This window comes from Streptococcus mitis, assembly GCF_047460035.1.
GTDB lineage: Bacteria > Bacillota > Bacilli > Lactobacillales > Streptococcaceae > Streptococcus > Streptococcus mitis_DW.
In genome coordinates, this window is sequence record NZ_JASHHB010000001.1 from 339,456 (window position 1) to 357,362 (window position 17,907).

The 17,907-nt window shown below is 38.8% G+C and carries 16 protein-coding genes and 1 pseudogene; 4 read left to right on the forward strand and 13 right to left on the reverse strand.

Annotated features, from left to right (window positions below):
- Positions 1–46 precede the first annotated feature (46 nt).
- A complete protein-coding gene (gene galR, locus QM956_RS01750) occupies positions 47–1,048 on the forward strand; it encodes a DNA-binding transcriptional regulator GalR (protein ID WP_004259105.1) in 1,002 nt (333 codons plus the stop codon).
- Between the two features lie 67 nt (positions 1,049–1,115).
- On the opposite strand, the gene QM956_RS01755 is transcribed toward galR, so the two are convergent.
- The 3 genes from QM956_RS01755 to QM956_RS01765 all read right to left on the reverse strand — a co-directional run bounded on the left by QM956_RS01755 (position 1,116) and on the right by QM956_RS01765 (position 3,731).
- Complete coding sequence (locus QM956_RS01755; protein ID WP_261020798.1) at positions 1,116–2,153, reverse strand: zinc-binding dehydrogenase; 1,038 nt, start codon at positions 2,151–2,153, stop codon at positions 1,116–1,118.
- Positions 2,154–2,507, reverse strand: coding sequence for a stress response transcriptional regulator NmlR (gene nmlR / locus QM956_RS01760; protein ID WP_001022624.1), 354 nt, complete (start codon positions 2,505–2,507; stop codon positions 2,154–2,156). It abuts the gene before it with no gap.
- A gap of 333 nt (positions 2,508–2,840) precedes the next feature.
- On the reverse strand, positions 2,841–3,731 hold the full coding sequence (locus QM956_RS01765) for a cation diffusion facilitator family transporter (RefSeq protein WP_000645152.1): 891 nt from the start codon (positions 3,729–3,731) through the stop codon (positions 2,841–2,843).
- 132 nt (positions 3,732–3,863) lie between these two features.
- Here QM956_RS01765 and QM956_RS01770 point away from each other — a divergent pair, with 132 nt between their 5' ends.
- The gene (locus QM956_RS01770; RefSeq protein WP_000207362.1) at positions 3,864–4,400 is read left to right on the forward strand and encodes a TetR/AcrR family transcriptional regulator; all 537 of its coding nucleotides are present in this window, start codon (positions 3,864–3,866) and stop codon (positions 4,398–4,400) included.
- 137 nt (positions 4,401–4,537) lie between these two features.
- Here QM956_RS01770 and QM956_RS01775 read toward each other — a convergent pair whose 3' ends face one another.
- The 10 genes and pseudogenes from QM956_RS01775 to QM956_RS01820 all read right to left on the reverse strand — a co-directional run bounded on the left by QM956_RS01775 (position 4,538) and on the right by QM956_RS01820 (position 15,775).
- Entirely contained in the window at positions 4,538–6,058 is a 1,521-nt protein-coding gene (locus QM956_RS01775; RefSeq protein ID WP_049543424.1) for an ABC transporter permease/substrate-binding protein, read from the reverse strand.
- Positions 6,051–6,779, reverse strand: coding sequence for an ATP-binding cassette domain-containing protein (locus QM956_RS01780; RefSeq protein WP_049543421.1), 729 nt, complete (start codon positions 6,777–6,779; stop codon positions 6,051–6,053). Before QM956_RS01780 ends, QM956_RS01775 begins: the two co-directional genes overlap by 8 nt.
- Before the next feature lie 14 nt (positions 6,780–6,793).
- Positions 6,794–6,985: pseudogene (locus QM956_RS01785) on the reverse strand (nuclear transport factor 2 family protein); the annotation flags it as partial.
- 34 nt (positions 6,986–7,019) lie between these two features.
- Positions 7,020–7,463 (reverse strand): MarR family winged helix-turn-helix transcriptional regulator, encoded by a 444-nt coding sequence (locus tag QM956_RS01790; protein ID WP_020903524.1) that lies wholly within the window; start codon positions 7,461–7,463, stop codon positions 7,020–7,022.
- A gap of 144 nt (positions 7,464–7,607) precedes the next feature.
- Entirely contained in the window at positions 7,608–8,801 is a 1,194-nt protein-coding gene (locus tag QM956_RS01795; protein WP_084950229.1) for an O-antigen ligase family protein, read from the reverse strand.
- A 137-nt stretch (positions 8,802–8,938) separates the two neighbouring features.
- Complete coding sequence (gtfA, locus tag QM956_RS01800) at positions 8,939–10,381, reverse strand: sucrose phosphorylase (RefSeq protein WP_414302126.1); 1,443 nt, start codon at positions 10,379–10,381, stop codon at positions 8,939–8,941.
- Positions 10,382–10,586: 205 nt separating this feature from the next.
- A complete protein-coding gene (locus tag QM956_RS01805; protein WP_414302127.1) occupies positions 10,587–11,420 on the reverse strand; it encodes a carbohydrate ABC transporter permease in 834 nt (277 codons plus the stop codon).
- A gap of 16 nt (positions 11,421–11,436) precedes the next feature.
- A complete protein-coding gene (locus QM956_RS01810) occupies positions 11,437–12,309 on the reverse strand; it encodes a carbohydrate ABC transporter permease (RefSeq protein WP_001007715.1) in 873 nt (290 codons plus the stop codon).
- Positions 12,310–12,327: 18 nt separating this feature from the next.
- Positions 12,328–13,578: an extracellular solute-binding protein gene (locus tag QM956_RS01815; protein ID WP_000872420.1), complete on the reverse strand. Its 1,251-nt coding sequence runs from the start codon at positions 13,576–13,578 to the stop codon at positions 12,328–12,330.
- A gap of 34 nt (positions 13,579–13,612) precedes the next feature.
- Complete coding sequence (locus QM956_RS01820) at positions 13,613–15,775, reverse strand: alpha-galactosidase (RefSeq protein WP_024056778.1); 2,163 nt, start codon at positions 15,773–15,775, stop codon at positions 13,613–13,615.
- Positions 15,776–15,882: 107 nt separating this feature from the next.
- On the opposite strand from QM956_RS01820, the gene QM956_RS01825 reads away from it, so the two are divergent.
- Together QM956_RS01825 and birA are read left to right on the forward strand one after the other, a co-directional pair.
- A complete protein-coding gene (locus tag QM956_RS01825) occupies positions 15,883–16,743 on the forward strand; it encodes an AraC family transcriptional regulator (protein ID WP_414302128.1) in 861 nt (286 codons plus the stop codon).
- The gene (gene birA / locus QM956_RS01830) at positions 16,740–17,675 is read left to right on the forward strand and encodes a bifunctional biotin--[acetyl-CoA-carboxylase] ligase/biotin operon repressor BirA (protein WP_414302129.1); all 936 of its coding nucleotides are present in this window, start codon (positions 16,740–16,742) and stop codon (positions 17,673–17,675) included. The genes QM956_RS01825 and birA overlap by 4 nt, the downstream gene beginning before the upstream one ends.
- Positions 17,676–17,907 lie beyond the last annotated feature (232 nt).

Genomic DNA, 17,907 nt, shown 5'->3' on the forward strand with positions numbered 1-17,907 from the left:
TAAAAAGCAGAAAAATATGATATACTAATCTAATCAAGGAGGATTTATGGCTACCTTAAAAGACATTGCACAGCTAGCCTCTGTCTCTATCGCGACCGTATCCCGTGTCCTCAATCGCGACCAGAGTCTATCTGTTACAGAAGAAACCAGACACCGTATTTTAACTGTTGCTGAAGAGCTGGGCTACACCAAGCACCTCAAGACAGGCGAGTCCCACAAGCCCAAGCAAAAGATTGCCATTATCCAATGGGTCAGCGAACAAGGGGAGCTAGACGATCTCTACTACTACCAGATTCGCCTAGGCATAGAAAAAAGAGCCCAAGAGTTGGACTACGATATCTTGCGCTATTTTAATGACCATCCTTTTACCCTAAGCGAGGAAGTAATTGGGATTCTCTGCATCGGAAAATTTAGCCGAGCTCAGATTTCTGCCTTTGAAGAATACCAAAAGCCTCTTGTATTTCTAGACAGCGATACACTTTCCCTGGGACATACCTGCATTATCACAGACTTTTACACTGCCATGAAACAGGTTGTCGATTATTTTCTCAGCCAAGGGATGGACCGCATCGGGATTCTAACAGGCCTTGAAGAAACAACCGACCAAGAAGAAATCATTGAGGATAAGCGACTGGAAAATTTTAGAAACTACAGTCAAGCAAAGGGAATCTATCATGATGAACTGGTCTTTCAAGGAAGCTTTACTGCCCAGTCTGGCTATGACTTGATGAAGGAGGCTATTCAGAGTTTGGGAGACCAACTGCCACCAGCATTTTTTGCAGCTAGCGATAGTTTAGCTATCGGTGCCCTCCGTGCCCTCCAAGAAGCTGGAATCAACCTGCCAGACCGCGTCAGTCTTATTTCCTTTAACGACACCAGCCTGACCAAGCAAGTCTATCCTCCCCTCTCCAGCATCACCGTCTATACCGAAGAAATGGGCAGAGCAGGCATGGATATTCTTAATAAAGAAGTACTCCACGGTCGCAAAATCCCTAGCCTGACCATGCTGGGAACCAGACTGACTCTGAGAGAGAGTACTCTGCCATAACTCCACAAATTAAAAATGACAAAAAATCCTAATAGAGAGTCTCAAATCTCCATTAGGATTTTCTTTTTTAGGCCATCACAATCATAGACTTAATGGTCTTACGTTCATCCATATCTTTATAAGCTTGATCAATATCTTCTAATTTATAGCTTGAAGTAAAGACACGGCCTGGATTGATATCACCATCAAGGACGGCTTTTAGTAAAAATTGCTTATCATATGTTGTCGCAGAAGCTGCCCCACCTGCTACAGAGATATTTTGCATAAATGTCGAACCAAGAGCACGATTATTATAGTGTGGGACTCCTACAAATCCCATACGCCCTCCATTATGAAGGACACCTAGCGCCTGTTCTACAGCAGCCTCCGTACCAACACATTCAAGTGCTGCGTCCGCTCCGCCACTGAGAATTTCACGCACCTTGGCAATACCTTCTTGACCTCGCTCAGCTACAAAAGCTGTCGCACCCGACTCCAGAGCCATCTTTTGACGATCTTCATGACGACTCATGAGGATAATTTGCGACGCACCACGCATCTTCGCCGCGATGACAGCACATTGACCTACAGCACCATCACCAATGACCACAACCTTATCCCCTTTTTGAACATTAGCAACACGCGCCGCATGATAGCCTGTCGGCATAACATCTGCAAGAGTCAAGAGGGACTTTAGCATACCTTCTGTGTAGTCAGAAGGTTGTCCAGGGATTTTAACCAGCGCCCAGTTTGCATAGTGAAAACGAATATATTCCGCCTGAAAATCGCCTCCCAAGTTATTACCAATATGATTATCGCAAGAACCGTCAAAGCCAGCAAGACAGGCATCACATTCACCACATCCATGGGTAAAAGGGACAATGACAAAGTCACCTGGTTTCACCGTCGTAATGGATTCCCCAGTTTCTTCGACAATCCCAATCGCTTCGTGTCCACTATTTTTGTGTCCAGCTTTCGTTTCTGGATTACGGTACCTCCATAGATCCGATCCGCAAACGCACGCACGAACTACACGAATAATCGCATCATCTGCGTCTATAATTTGCGAACGTTCAATTGTAGCAAGACCAACCTGACCTGCCTTTGTATATACTGCTGATTTCATTTAAATTTTTCCTTCCTTGTAAAGTTTAATTTTGAGATTTAAGCGATTTAAAGCCACCTGTAACTGAGACAAGCGCTCCTCTAATTTTTTCTTTTCCTCTTCTAAAATACCAAGCCTTTTCTCTCGCGTTTCATCCCCCTTTTGGTAGAGAGACATATAGTCAACTAAACTATCTACAGAGACACCTGCCGAACGAAAACACTTAATAAATTCCAGAGCTTCAATATCATGATCTTGAAAATCACGAATTCCAGTTGCAGTTCGAGTAATCGGTGGCACAAGACCAACCCGTTCATAGTACCGAATCGTATCCGCTGAAATTCCCAACAAGTCACTAGCAGATTTAATATTCATACACTAACCTCCTCTCATTCACTGAATTTAAGCTATTCTAACTCACTTATCTTATTATATAATTTTGAGTTGACTCCAAGTCAAGCATTTTGCGTCTAATCGAAAAATTTTTTATCATTATCAGTTCTCTTATTAGCATACCTTTTCATCAATCAAAGAAAGAGGTTGGGGAAAGCGTCTTTCAAATATGATACCAAAGAAACTGGAAAAAAAGTCTTTAAAAGCAAAAAGCGCATAGTATCAGACATTGAAAACCCTTGATACTATACGTTTTTTTGTATGAAGATTTACTTCATTTTCTCTTGAAATTGAGTTTTGTCTCAGCCGCTTTTTCTAGTGTTGATGCCCATGGGATTGCCCTAAGGCTGTTACCTTTCGCTTATGTTGCGCATGATTGCTTTGACTGGTGTCCACTTCGATAGTAATATTCTGCACACCTCTTTCTTCTAAGAGCTGACGTACTTGATTCTTTGTTTCCGTCATCTCCTCCCAATCCTCTAAACAGATATGGATAATAGCATTATTTTCTAGACCATCCATGGACCAAATGCTAAGTTGATTGACACTTTTGACATTGGTCAGAGCCTCCAAATCCTTCTCCAAATCACCTGTCTCTAGTCCTTCTGGCACAGCATCCAGGAAAATCTTGAGTGCGCTCCAAAATCGAGGAATAGCTTTTGTTAGAATGAAGATGGAAATGACAAGCGATAAGAGCGGATCAAGGATATACCAATCTGTAAATCGGAGGATAATCGCCATTAGAATGACAGCCAACCAACCTAGAGTATCTTCCAAAAAGTGCAGGCTCAGAATTGACTCGTTCTTTGTCTTTCCCTTACGAACTACTAGACTAGCTAGCACATTGATACTGACTGCAATGATTCCTAGCCAGAGGACGCCTTCGTCATTAACGGGCTGTGGATTCAAAAGTTTAGTTATATTTTCCAAGATCACTAGAATGGATCCTGTGATAAGAATCACAGCAGTCACTAGGGCCCCTAAAAGACTAAATCGCTTGTAACCCAAGGTGTATTGCCTATCTTCTTCTCTATTTGAGATTGTTTCTAAAAAGGCCGATATGCCGATTGCTATAGCATCTCCCAAGTCATGGATAGAATCAGCAAGAACAGCACTTGAACCGAAGATTCCTCCTGCGATAAACTCAACAATAGCATAGCTTAAATTTAAGAAAAAAGCTACCCAAACAGTATATTTTGCCTTCATCTTTCTCATTCCTTTGTTATAATAGATTTATGAATACCTTGTTCATTATCATTATCCACTAAAACTCAAAGAAAGGATAGAAGCAAAACGTCAGCTTTATTCATTTCTGAACAATTTGCCTCAAGTGTCCATATGACTACCATTGACCGCCGTATCAGCAAAACAAAAAAAGCCATCTATCAAGCTTTTCTACAACTTTTAAACGATAAGGGTTACGAAGCCACTACAGTTCAGGATATCATTGATCTCGCAGATGTGGGACGATCCACCTTTTACTGTCACTATGAGAGTAAGGAACTACTTCTGGACGCGCTTTGCCGCCACCTCTTCCATCATCTCTTTGAAAGAGAGCAACCCATTTCAACTGAGGACTACCTCGCCCACCTCTTTCTCCATTTTCAGAAAAACCAAGACCATATCACCAGTTTACTATTCTCCAAGAATGACTACTTCCTCCGTCAACTCCGGAGAGAGCTGGAGCACCACGTCTATCCCATGCTAACTGATGAGTTTAAAGAAGCACACCCAAGTCTGCCTGCTTCTTACCTCCAACACTTAGTCGTGTCCAACTTTATCGAGACATTGACCTGGTGGCTCAAAAAAGGACAAGACTTTACAGACCAAGAAGTTGTGCAGTTTTATCTAGACCTTCTCATTCCTAAAAATTGAATACAGATTAAAGCTCGGTTGCCTTATTTCTAGGCTACTGAGTTTTTTATCTTTTCAATAATCAAAAAAGCCCAGACAAGATTGTCTGAGCATTTTTCTATATAGTCGTTTAACCAAGTTGAGTTTAGCTTTTCAAGCTATTTTTTCAACAAACCTTGTTCTTGTAGAAATTCCTTGGCTACTTGTTCTGCTGACTTGCCTTCAACACCCACTTGATAGTTAAGCTGGCTCATCTGGCTTTCAGTAATTTTACCAGCCAATTTATTGAGAACTGTTTCCAACTCTGGATGTTTCTTGAGAAGAGCTTCTTTCATCAGTGGAGCCCCTTGATAAGGTGGAAAGAGTTGCTTGTCATCTTCCAAGACCTGCAAATCATAACGCGCCAATTCCGCATCGGTCGAATAGGCATCCGTAATTTGAATATCGCCTGACTGAATTGCCTGATAGCGAAGAGCTGGCTCCATGGTCGCTACATTGAGATTGAGACCATACATTGACTGCAAGCCCTTATTTCCATCTTCACGGTCATTAAACTCAAGTGTAAAGCCTGCCTTCAATTGCCCTTCCACTTTTTTCAAATCCGAAATGGTCTTCAAGCCATATTCTTGAGCAATCTTTTTCGGAACAGCTACAGCATAGGTATTTTGATAAGACATAGGTTTGAGATAGGCTAGATGATCCTGTTTGGCAATGCCATCACGCGCCACCTGATAAACCTGATCTGGCTCATGACTCACTTTCGGTGATGGTTGAAGTAGACTTTCAGTCACCGTACCAGTAAATTCAGGATAAATGTCAATATCGCCTTTTTTCAGAGCTTCATAAAGAAAGCTTGTCTTCCCAAAATTCGGTTTAACAGTCGCAGTCATACTAGTATTTTCTTCAATCAGCAACTTATACATATTGGCTAAAATTTCTGGTTCTGGACCCAATTTCCCAGCAATAACCAAGTTTTCTTTCTCTTTTTGAGCTAAGAGGGCTGGGCTATAAGACAGACCGAGCAATATTGTCACCAAGGCAAAACCAGAAAAAATCGTCCGCAATTTTGCTTTTTCCATCACTTTTAGCAGGAAATTAAAGGCAATGGCAAGCACTGCAGAAGAAAGGGCCCCAATCAAAATCAGACTGGCATTATTACGGTCAATTCCCAAAAGGATAAAGGAACCCAGTCCCCCTGCACCAATCAAGGCAGCCAAGGTTGCCGTACCGATAATCAAGACCGCTGCCGTCCGAATCCCAGACATCATAACAGGCATAGCAAGTGGAATTTCAAACTTCTTGAGTCGCTCCCACCTAGTCATCCCAAAGGCAATCCCAGCCTCTTGCAGGTTCGGATCAATTCCTTTCAGCCCAGTGATGGTATTTTGTAAAATCGGGAAGATCGCATAAATCACTAGAGCTGTCAAAGCAGGCAAGGTTCCAATTCCCATCAAGGGGATAAAAAGTCCCAACAAGGCCAGAGACGGGATGGTCTGGAAAATCCCTGCAATCTGTAAGACCCAATCCGCCAACTTCTCATGATAGCGAAGATAAACAGCCAAAGGAATCGCAAGCAAAATAGCTAGTAACAGGGTCAAAAGTGACAACTGCAAATGTTGAGATAGAGCTGTCAACCAATCACTAAAACGATCCTGAAAAGTTGCAATTAAATTAGTCATGAACACTACCTCCAAACAAGTCTGCTACAAATTCTGTTGCAGGGGCTTTTAAAATGGTCTCGGGATTCGCTACCTGGCGAATCTCTCCATCCTGCAAGACAGCAATACGGTCTGCCAATTTCAGAGCTTCATCCGTATCATGGGTTACAAAAATCGTTGTCATCCCAAATTCTTTATGCAATTCTTTCGTCAGAATCTGCAACTGTTTTCTCGAAATAGCATCCAAGGCTGAAAAAGGTTCATCCATGAGGAGAATCTTAGGCTGACCAATCATAGCACGAACAATACCGACCCGTTGCTGTTCTCCACCAGATAATTCATTAGGAAGTCGATGTCCATACTCAGCCACTGGTAAACCAACCTTAGCCAAAAGCTCTTCTGTTTTCTGAGCAATTTCTTCCTTAGTCCAACCCTTCATCTCAGGAATCAGGGCAATATTTTCCGCGACCGTTAGATTAGGAAAGAGAGCAATGGCCTGTAAAACATAACCAGTAGAAAGACGAAGTTCACGCTCATCATAGTCTTTGATACGCTTGCCATCCATATAAATATTTCCATCAGTCGGTTCCAAGAGGCGGTTGACCATCTTGATCATGGTCGTCTTACCTGATCCAGATGGACCAACTAAAACCATAAACTCGCCATTCTCAATCCGTAAATTAACATCTCTCAAGACATCTTTTTCTGTGTAGCGTAGCGCCACATTTTTGTATTCAATCATTCTGTATCCTCAATTTAAAACTTCCCTCTATTGGTCAAGTCTTCTACCTTAGGCATGACTTCCTTATTATCCCAATGTTCCACAATTTTCCCGTTTTCTAGACGGAAGATGTCATACTGGGCATAGGCAACTCCACCAATCTGAGTCTGACCATAGCTAACCACATAGTTTCCTTGTCCTAAGAGTTGGAAAACAAAGTCAAAAGTGGTCTTTACTTATAAACAGCTAATTTGCTCCATTTTAAACCTCATTTTCCTCCTCTTTCAGATTATCCAAAATTCTTTCTTGAAAGGCTTCAAACTGACGAATTTCTTCCTCTGAAAATCCTTTGTAAAAGATCGTATCCAATTTCTGACTGACACGATACCCCACTTCTTTCTGAGACTGCCCCAACTCTGTTAAAACCAAATACTTCTTACGCTTATCTTCTCCACATGGACTAATAGCTACAAGATTTTGTTCCTCTAGTTTTTTAATCATCGTCGTCAGTGTATTGTTAGCAAGCCCAGTCGCAAGCGCAATATCTGTTGCAGTTGCACAGCCAGTTTCACTATTCCATAAAACCGCTAAAATCTTGCCCTGCTCACTCCGATAAAGAGCTTCAGGGTCTTGGCTCAGTAACTTTTGAAAAATCCGCCCATTCAACAAACGAATATGATGGGCTAGCAAATGACTATCCTTCATAACACCTCCAATTTATTTCGATATCGAAAAGAATAAAACAATTGTAACACTCATCGTTCTAACTGTCAACTATTTCGATTTGGAAATAATTTTTCCCAGTAAAAAAATCTCCTACCCAAGGTAGAAGATTTTAATCTTATAAACTTAATCCGTCATGTCCGATACCAAAGTTCGATGCTCCAACGGAATACTGCACATAACTAGTAAGAAAATGAAACCTGACTGAATCCAGAAGAGGGCCAAGTCAAAAATTCCATGTACAGCAACCACTGTAAGGAAAGACAGATAAAGACCGATAATCGGACGTTTCCCCGACTCCTGACTCATATCCATCATCAATCGAACAGGAGCAACAGAAGACAAAACTAATAAAATAGTCCCCACAATTCCGTAACTCAGAATCGTATCGATATATAGACTGTGAGCATGTTCATGATAAGGAGCATTTATCCTAGGATAAGAGTGCATGTAGGTCAATGGCCCCTCACCCCAAAAAGGATTTTGCTTAAACAAGGCCATCCCAGCATCCCAGATAGAAATGCGCTCTTCCATAGAAGAATCCAAAGTCCCCATCCGAACTCCCAAATCACTAGAAAAGAGGAAACTCAAGCCAATCGCGAAGACCCCAATACTAAGCCAAAAGGCCTTCCAGTTTTTAATGGTCGTAAAGAGATAGATGATTGCTCCAGCGATAATAGCAGGAAAGGCAGTTCGATTTTGCGTAAAGTTCAATCCAAAGAGATTAACAAAGCCTGCAAACACACAGAATACTTTCAACCAATTCAACTTGGTCGTTGTAAATAGATAGAAGGCAATCATGATACAGAAACAACAAATAATTCCATAATAATTAGGGTTAAAGAAGGTCACTTCTGCACGATTCTGATGCCACACCTGCATATTGGGTGAAAGAAAAGCATAGTTAAATTTCTTCACAATTTGGAAATGTTCTAAACTCGCAAAAGCAGCTGACAAGACGCTACCAAACAAGACGAGCTGCAAAATCAATCGAAAGAATTTATGTGATAAAATCGACTGATAGTGCAAAAAGAAAACAGTAAATAGAAAAATTCCTACTGAAGCCACAACTCCCATCCAATTTTGTGCAAAAACAGATATAACAGTACTATAGCCAAGAAAAAGAAGCAGCATCGGATGCTCCCCCATTTTCTGAAGAATACTTTTCATGTCTCCTGTAAAAATCAAACTAATAATATATAAACAGAATACAACTACAAAAAGATAAAAGGGTAAAAAGATACTCAGGATAATTCCCAATAAAATCAGCTCTTTACTAGACAACCCTTTCAGCTTTTCAATAAAGCCTATTGATTTCAAAATGAATCCTTTCTCTCCAAATCAGTTGATTCAGATAATAGTAAGCTACCCTATATTGTACCACTTTTTTAGCAATTTGAAAACAAAGGAAACGTTTTCTAAAATAAAAACCCTATTTTATCAACCATATCAAGGCTTCAAAATGTTACTTCAATTCCGTTCTCAATTACCCGATAAGTCTGATTTTGCAAATCAATTTCTGCTACTGCTGTTACGGACTTATCTTTATTTTGACGTTTGATTACAATGCTGTGGGCTGTTGGTGTTTTAACGTCAATAGTTCCTTCTAAATCAAATGCTTCTGAACGATTACGGAAAGAAAATAGATTGAGAAGGGCCTTCACTACAGGACGTTGGACTTCTTCTGCTATTTCCTCATTGCTATAGTAATGACGATTAATATTTCGACCTTCTTTGGTTTCTTCTAATAATTCCAGGTCATTCTTTCCTGCTAGTAGACCCACATAGTAGACTTGGGGAATACCTGGGGCAAAAGCTTGAATCAGACGGGCAAGGAAATACTTGACATCATCATCTCCAAGCGCAGAATAGTAGGTTGAATTGATTTGGTAGATATCTAGATTGTTATACTCTGCACTGGAGTACTTACGTTTGACATTCGCTCCAACCTTATAGAGCTCATTTGAAGCATAGTCAATTTCTTCATCGGTCAGGATATCTTTGACATCCACCACTCCAATCCCATCATGGGTATCTAGTGTCGTAAATTGCTTCATCGGGCTCATCTTTAACCACTTGGCTAAGCGCTCTGTTCTGGAACTGTAAAGAGTATAAAGAGTCACCATTGGAAGGGCAAAATCATAAACATAGTAATCATGATCTGCTATTTTAAACTGAATCGAATAGTGTTCATGAATCTCAGGTAAGAGCTCTGTCCCATACTCAGCAGTGATATCTCGAACTTTATCCAGCAAATCCCAAATATCTGGTTCCACAAAGAAATCATTTGTGTCCAATTTCTTCACTGCATAAGCAAAGGCATCTAGACGAATCAAATCACACCCGTTACTTGCCAAGTGCTGAATGGTCTTACGGATGAATGCCATCGTTACTTCTTTGGTCACATCAAGATCAATCTGCTCCTCACCAAAAGTATTCCACAAATGTTCTACTGAACCATCTGCAAAAACAATCTCTTGCTTTGGTGCACGATCCTTACGCTTGTAAATTAAATCCACATCAGCTTGTGTCGGACGATTTTCTGGCCAAAACTTGTCCCAGTTTAAAAAGAGATCTTTAAACTCACTAGCTTCATGTTTTTCTTGATAGTCCTTATAATACTTAGATTGACGAGAAATATGGTTAATCATAAAGTCAAACATAAGATAATATTTCTCACCTAAACGCTTAACATCCTCCCAATCACCAAACGCTGGATCCACTTCGTCATAGTCAACCGGTGCAAATCCACGATCACCTGTTGACGGGAAAAATGGTAGAAGGTGAACTCCCTCAATAGCATCCCCAAAATGCTCTTCCAAATTCGTATATAGATCTTTAAGATTATTTCCAAGACTATCAGAATAGGTAATCAACATGGTTTTATTTTGAATTGGCATAATTACTCTCCTTTTTTAATTGAAGCCAAGTCTCGTATGACCTGGCTTCGTAAATAAAAAATATTTTAAAATTTTTGTTCACATTGAACTCGTATTAATATAGATTGCAAGCAACTAAGTACTACTTTCTTGTTTTCTACATAGAATTGTCAACAAGCTGAACTGTTCCTCTGTATCAGGAATTATAGACTCCCTAAGCATTTTCTTACTTCACTGCCCCGTTGCTCATTCCCGAAATAATATGTTTTTGGAAGATGAGGTAGACAATGGTTATCGTTACAATTCCCACAATATAGGATGCAAAACTTGGCCCATAGTCATTAAAATACTGACCTTGGTAGTTGTACTGGAAGAGAGGCAAAGTCCACAGCTTGGAATCCTTATTCAAAATTAACAATGGCAACATAAAGTCATTCCAGAACCATAATGCATTGATAATCAAGGTTGTAGCATGCATGGGCTTCAGCATTGGAAAAATAATCCGACGGTAAGTTGTAAATCGATCAGCCCCATCAATTTCTGCAGCTTCATCTAAACTATCTGGTACACTGATTTTAATATAACCAACATACAAGAAGAGAGTCTGTGGAATTGCATAAGTTAGATAAAGTAGTACCAACCCCCACATATTTGCCAGGCCGAGTTTGCTCATCATAACTGTGATAGGAATCATAATCACCTGAAATGGAACAAATATCCCTAAAATCAATAGTGAATACATAATTGCAAAGGCTTTTTTCTTGGACATATTTCGAGCAATGGAATAGGCTGCAGCTGGTATAAAGAAGGCTACTACAATCAATGATAACACCGTAATAACAGCTGAATTCCAGAAATAGCCTCCAATCCCATCCGAAACCAATCGTTCATAATTGCTTAATGTAAAAGGATTGGGCAAACCAAAGAAATGATTCATGATATCCTTGGTTGTCTTGAAGGAACTAAAAACCGTTACCAACAAAGGAACAAGTATGAGAATACCACCTACTATCAAGAGAACATACTTCCAAAACTGATTCAATTTTTCTTCTTTTTTCATGTGTAAGACTCCCCTATTAGATTTCAAATTTCTTTGATAGTTTGATTTGGATAAGAGAAACAATTCCAATAATTAAGAATAAAATCAAGGCAATTGCATTCGCATATCCATATTGATTACTCTTGAAGGCATAGTTATAGACTAAAAGACCAAGAGACGTTGTAGCATTATTAGGACCACCACTCGTCAAAGCAAAAATTTGGTCAAAGGCAGTCAAACCGGACTTAAGAGCTAGGATAAAAACCATAGAAATCGTTGGCAACAAATATGGTAATTCAATCTTCCAAAAAGTTTGTTTGCTTGTTGCACCATCAATTGATGCCGCCTCCAAAATATCAGATGGAATACTCTGAAGACCAGCAAGAAAGAGAATAATTGGCATTGCTACTCCTTGCCATAGAAGAACAAAAATAGTTGCTACTACCGCACCGATCGGTGTTCCTAATAGACTTTCTTGTAAAAAACTAATCCCTAAAATTTTTCCAATCGTTGGAAGACCATAGTTGAAGAATTGTTTAAAAATCAAGGAAACTGTCAAACCAGACAAAACCGCCGGGAAAAAGAACCATGCTCTAAAGAAGGTCTGCCCTTTCATCTTAGAATTTAAGGCTCGAGCGACAACCATCCCAATTGTAATCTCTCCAATAATCAATGCCAGGGTTAAAATCAAAGTAAAAGCAATGGCTGTGAAGAATTTCCCATCAATCATCAGCAATTTATAGTTATTCAGACCAACAAATTTATAATTATAGGTCAATCCAGTCCAGTTAGTCAAACTATAGAAAGCACCTTGTACCATCGGAAAGTAAAAGAAGATAGCTTGTAATGCAAGCGGGATGAGCAAAAAAGTCCAACCCCAGTATTTATTTAAAATTTTTCGAATAGCCATATCATCTTAACTCCTATTCTAGTCCAAATCTGCCTTCATTGGATTAAAGAAAGCATTGAGATTGTTTGCCATATTTTTCAGATTTTTATCCATCAAGTAACCTGCACTTAGATTGAAAAAATCTTCTTCAGAATTCCAGTGTTGGCCCAACCAAACATAATGTTTATCCGTAAATGCTAGTTTAGAAATCTCTGCAAGTGCTGAATCTTCTTTTTCCTGTATACCTTTCACAGCAACTGGTGAACCATCTACATCATAATATGCCTGCATAGCTTTTGGACTAGTCATATAGCTGATAAATTCTTCGGTTTCTTTAGGATGTTTGGTCGTAGCTGAAGTTGATAATGCCATGTCCCCTGCACCAACAGTGACTTCTTTTCCTACTTCTTCTCCTGGGAAGGCAAACATCCCCACATCAAATTTTGGATCCTGTTGATTAATTGCCGCTAATGCCCATGATCCTTGTGGCATCATAAAAGCTTTTTCATTCGAGAATGCTACCACCGCATCATTATAAGAGGCACCACGCCATCCATCTTGAGCATTGTCTGCCAACAAATCTAGTCGTTCTGCATCTGCTTTTAAAATAGCATCATCTACAGAAATAGCATTTGGTTTTGAAAAGCGAAGATAGTTATTAGCTGCGTCTCCACTGCCTGTAATGGTAATGAGAGAAAGTTGGTGATAACCGTTTAATGTCCATCCTTCATTGCCTGCAACTGCAAACGGAGAATTCCCACTATCTTTTATCTTTTTAACAATCTCTTGAAACTCTTTAAAAGTCTTCGGTTCCTCAAGTCCTAATTCTTTAAACTTTGTTTTATTGTAATAGATTCCATAAAGGTTAGCAGTTAAAGGCACACTATAAATCTTGTTATTGATTGCATACTTTTCTGCATAGTCATTCTTAATATTCTCAAGATAAGATTTCCCTGTCATATCTGCAAAGTAACCTGCTTTTGCCCACTCCTGAAAATCCATATTTTGAGGATAGATATTAACAATATCTGGAACATCTCCTGATAAAATCCGAGTCTTCAGAACAATACCAGCTGCCGGAACAGTCGTCAGTTTTACATCAATAGTAGGATGATCCTTTTCAAAATTATCTACAATTTTTTGCAAAGTATCCGCCATTTCGGTCTTCTGGTTAAAAAATTCAATCGTTACCTTTCCATCAGTCGATTGATTATTCTGACCACAAGCTGCTAGACCTAGTAAACTAGCCCCAGCGACTAAAAGAAAACCTGCTTTCTTATACCATTTCATTGGAAAGCCTCCTTTATAAATTTATACACCTTTATTATAGTCTTCTAAAAATATACTGTCTACTCAAAAAATCTCCTTGGGATAAAATAACAGTTAAACCCGCATACATTAGTTCTGCACCTGAGTAAACTTCGCCATTTTCCTGTAATTCATATAGTCCCTCTTCATCCAAATCTTTTAACTTTAAAGTTGTTTCCATGGTCTCTACAACTGACAAAACGCGAACGTAGGTTACAATCGTTTGATTTTTGTAATTAAATTGTACAGCTGCTTCATTGGATGCAGTATCAGGATTAATTAGTCTATACTGTTGTCCTAACTGAACTACTGGTCGTAATTCTTTATACAAGTTCACCTGATTAGCAATCTCACCTTTCTCTTCATCTGATAAACTTGTCAAATCAAGCTCATATCCCAAATTTCCCATCATTGCTACATGTCCACGTGTTTCTAATGGTGTCGTTCGTCCCATCTGATGATTCGGTACTGCTGACACATGAGCCCCCATAGAAATGGTTGGATAGAGATAGGATGAACCGTATTGAATTGGTAAACGTGCAATAGCATCAGTATTATCACTAGTCCAGACTTGTGGGAAATAGCGCATCATACCCAGATCATTTCGTCCACCACCACCAGAGCAGGACTCAAAGAGAATATGGCTGTGCTTCTCTGTCAGATAAGAAACGAGTTCGTAAAGCCCCAACATGTACTGATGAGATTGCATCTTTGTCTCTAGATAAGTAAAGCCATTTCCTAGGTTGGTCATATTACGATTCATATCCCATTTAATGTAATCAATCTCATGATAAGATAGGAGTTGATCTAAGACATTTTTCAAGTATTCTACTACCTGAGGATTGGCAAGATTAAGTACTAATTGATTCCGAGAATAAGTATGCTCATAACCAGGAACCTGAATAGCCCAGTCAGGATGTTTACGATACAAATCACTATCTACAGAAATCATTTCAGGTTCTAACCAAAGCCCAAACTGCAAACCTCTTTCATGGATAGCTGAAATCAGACTTTCTAGGCTTCCACCCAGTTTTTTCTCATTAACAACCCAATCACCTAAAGCACGATTATCATCAAAACGATTGCCAAACCAACCATCATCTAATACAAAAAGTTCAATGCCAACTTTCTTAGCTTCATCAGCTAGCTCTAACAGTTTTTCTCTCTGAAAGTCAAAGTAAGTAGCTTCCCAGTTATTAATTAGAATTGGGCGTTCTTTTGTAGAAAATTTACTTGGCATAATGTGCTTCAGTACAAAATTCTGACTTGCATGACTAACACCAGTTAATCCCTTGTCTGAATAGGTCATTAAAGCTACCGGTGTTTCAAAGTATTCCTCAGGGTCTAACTTCCAAGAAAAGTTTTCCGGATTAATCCCAATAGCCAGCCGAACTTCATTCAATTGATTCTTTTGAACAAAAGCTTCAAAGTTTCCACTATACATTAGTTGAATAGCAAACACATTCCCTGCATCCTCTGTGATTCCTTGATCACAGAGTAGAAGAGCTGGTGTTTGAGCATGCCCAGAAGCTCCACGGTTCGAACTAATTGAAAAGATTCCTTGTTCTACCTGTTGACGTCGAACAGTCTTTTCACGAGCATAAGCACCCTGCAGAGTTACGATTTCGTAAGCTGCCGCTGGAAAATCAGCCATAAAAGAAAAGTCTTTATGAATGACAACTTCCTGATTACTATTATTCACTAATTTACTGTAGCTAGCAATAGTCGAATCATTATCAAAAGCAGTATAATACAAATTCAGACTAAGTTGAGCCTTAGAATCTTCTAACATTAAGACAAGAGTCTCTGTATTATCCATGCTATGTGGAGAAGGTAAGCCCTGTGGACCATTCTGACCTTTTAAACTTTTTGCTTCTACAAATCGAAAGTCTGTTACTTCAGTTACACTATGCTGAATCTGTATAGTTGGTTTCCTAAAATCTCCTAAGCCATGTTGCCCAAAAATATGACGTTGAGTATCTAAACTAAAGGTTCGATTAGTAGCTGTTGGATTTCCTGAAAAGGCATGGTCCCGTTCATAAACACTATTGGAACCTTTATAGTTCTTAATAGTCTTTCCTAAATGTTTCAAAAGTAAGTAGCCATTTCGATTTTCAATAATCAAACTTAGATTTTTACTTTCAACATAAAATAGATTATTCTCTATCCTAACTCCCATTTACTTCACCTCATCACTTTATAGATTATATTTTATCATCTGAAAACGCTTTCCGAAATAGAAAAATGTCTCAAGAATATGGTAAAATGTTAGGTAGGAGGTAGCACATGCTAGTTTTTTCAGAATACCAGACTGGAACAATTGACCTTTCCCTAAGCTTTTATGGATATGAGGAATGCACACCAAATTACTCTTTTGGTCCAACAATTCGAGATACATACGTTCTACATTACATTACTAAAGGACAAGGTAAATTTCATTACAAAGGTAAAATTGTTGATTTAAAAGAAGGAGATTTCTTTCTATTAAAACCAGATGAATTAACCTTTTATCAAGCAGACAATGAGAAACCTTGGTCCTACTACTGGTTAGGAATAACAGGAGGGAAAGCTCCTGATTATTTTGCTCTTTCTCAAATTTCTGACCAATCTTATCTCATCCAATCTGAAACTTGTCATACCCAGACTACTGCAAAACTCATCTCAGACATTGTCCGCTTCGCTCAGATTACCAAATCAAATGAATTAGCTCAACTCCATATCATGGGACAACTCCATGAACTGATGTTTCATCTGGGAACTATTGCTCCCAATCAGAAGAAAAAGAATATTTCATCGACCCACCAACTCTATCTTGAATGCAAACGATTAATTGATAGCCACTATCCTCAATCACTTACAATTCAAGATTTAGCAAAAGAACTATCCGTTCACAGAAGCTACTTATCAAGCGTATTCAAAGAATTTAACACCTTATCTCCAAAAGAATACCTACTATACGTTCGAATGTATCGAGCTAAACAACTCCTCGAAAATACCCAAGAGTCAATCAAGGTAATTGCATACTCGGTAGGCTTTTCAGATCCACTACATTTTTCTAAAGCTTATAAACAATACTTTAATCAGACTCCAAGTCAAACAAGAAAAGAATATTCTCAACACCAACTAGTGAGAAAGGAAACACTATGAAATCCTACCAAGCCGTCTACAAAATTCTAGCTAAAGAAACCGACTATATCAGCGGAGAAAAGATTGCAGAAGAACTATCACTGACCCGAACATCAATTTGGAAAGCCATCAAGCGTTTAGAACAAGAAGGCATTGAAATTGATAGTATCAAAAACAAAGGCTATAAACTGGTGAATGGTGACCTTATTCTTCCAGAACTTCTAGAACAAAATCTTCCAATTAAAATCAGTTTTAAACCCGAAACAAGATCAACACAACTCGATGCAAAAGAAGCAATTGATTTAGGAAATGAAGCAAACACCCTCTATCTAGCTTCCTATCAAACAGCTGGCCGAGGCCGTTTTCAACGTTCTTTCTACTCACCCCAAGGTGGCATTTATATGACACTCCATCTTAAACCAAATCTCCCCTATGACCAATTACCATCCTACACACTACTTGTAGCAGGAGCTATCTACAAAGCCATTAAGAACCTAACTTTAATAGATGTCGACATAAAATGGGTCAATGATATCTACCTCAAAAATCATAAAATTGGAGGAATCCTCACTGAGGCAATGACGTCTGTAGAATCAGGCCTAGTCACAGATATCATTATTGGAGTAGGAATCAACTTTACTATTAAAGACTTCCCTCAAGAATTAAAAGAAAAAGCTGCTAGTTTATTTAACGCACCAGCTCCTATAACAAGAAATGAATTAATCATAGAAATATGGCGTGCTTTCTTCGAAACACCAGCAGAAGAGCTATTATACCTATACAAAAAGCAGTCCTTCGTTCTAGGAAAAGAAGTGACTTTTACACTAGATCAGAAAGACTACAAAGGATTTGCAAAAGAAATCTCAGAAAATGGAAAACTTTTAGTTCAATGTGATAACGGAAAAGAAATCTGGCTAAATAGCGGAGAAATTTCACTCAAGAGTTGGAAGTAAAAAAATACAATTATAAAAAAACTCCAGATGAGTAATTCAATTAAGTTCAACACATCTGAAGTTTTTTATATTATTAAAATGGATCTATTATTCCAAAAAACAAAAAGGCTCTATAATATTTGTAGTGGGTAAATCCCCTATAGATATTATGGAGCCTATTTTTGTGTAGAAAAAAAGTCCCATATGACCTATAATGAAAAGCGACGAAACAACTCATTAGAAAGAATCATAT

Bases quoted from the DNA above. Each gene is read 5' to 3' on its own strand.
- galR (WP_004259105.1), top strand. From the start codon at position 47: ATGGCTACCTTAAAAGACATTGCACAGCTAGCCTCTGTCTCTATCGCG.
- QM956_RS01790 (WP_020903524.1), bottom strand. From the start codon at position 7,463: ATGAAGGATAGTCATTTGCTAGCCCATCATATTCGTTTGTTGAATGGG.
- QM956_RS01815 (WP_000872420.1), bottom strand. From the start codon at position 13,578: ATGAAATGGTATAAGAAAGCAGGTTTTCTTTTAGTCGCTGGGGCTAGT.
- QM956_RS01765 (WP_000645152.1), bottom strand. From the start codon at position 3,731: ATGAAGGCAAAATATACTGTTTGGGTAGCTTTTTTCTTAAATTTAAGC.
- gtfA (WP_414302126.1), bottom strand. From the start codon at position 10,381: ATGCCAATTCAAAATAAAACCATGTTGATTACCTATTCTGATAGTCTT.
- QM956_RS01780 (WP_049543421.1), bottom strand. From the start codon at position 6,779: ATGATTGAATACAAAAATGTGGCGCTACGCTACACAGAAAAAGATGTC.
- birA (WP_414302129.1), top strand. From the start codon at position 16,740: ATGAAATCCTACCAAGCCGTCTACAAAATTCTAGCTAAAGAAACCGAC.
- QM956_RS01755 (WP_261020798.1), bottom strand. From the start codon at position 2,153: ATGAAATCAGCAGTATATACAAAGGCAGGTCAGGTTGGTCTTGCTACA.
- QM956_RS01775 (WP_049543424.1), bottom strand. From the start codon at position 6,058: ATGACTAATTTAATTGCAACTTTTCAGGATCGTTTTAGTGATTGGTTG.
- QM956_RS01805 (WP_414302127.1), bottom strand. From the start codon at position 11,420: ATGAAAAAAGAAGAAAAATTGAATCAGTTTTGGAAGTATGTTCTCTTG.
- QM956_RS01820 (WP_024056778.1), bottom strand. From the start codon at position 15,775: ATGGGAGTTAGGATAGAGAATAATCTATTTTATGTTGAAAGTAAAAAT.
- QM956_RS01825 (WP_414302128.1), top strand. From the start codon at position 15,883: ATGCTAGTTTTTTCAGAATACCAGACTGGAACAATTGACCTTTCCCTA.
- QM956_RS01810 (WP_001007715.1), bottom strand. From the start codon at position 12,309: ATGGCTATTCGAAAAATTTTAAATAAATACTGGGGTTGGACTTTTTTG.
- nmlR (WP_001022624.1), bottom strand. From the start codon at position 2,507: ATGAATATTAAATCTGCTAGTGACTTGTTGGGAATTTCAGCGGATACG.
- QM956_RS01770 (WP_000207362.1), top strand. From the start codon at position 3,864: ATGACTACCATTGACCGCCGTATCAGCAAAACAAAAAAAGCCATCTAT.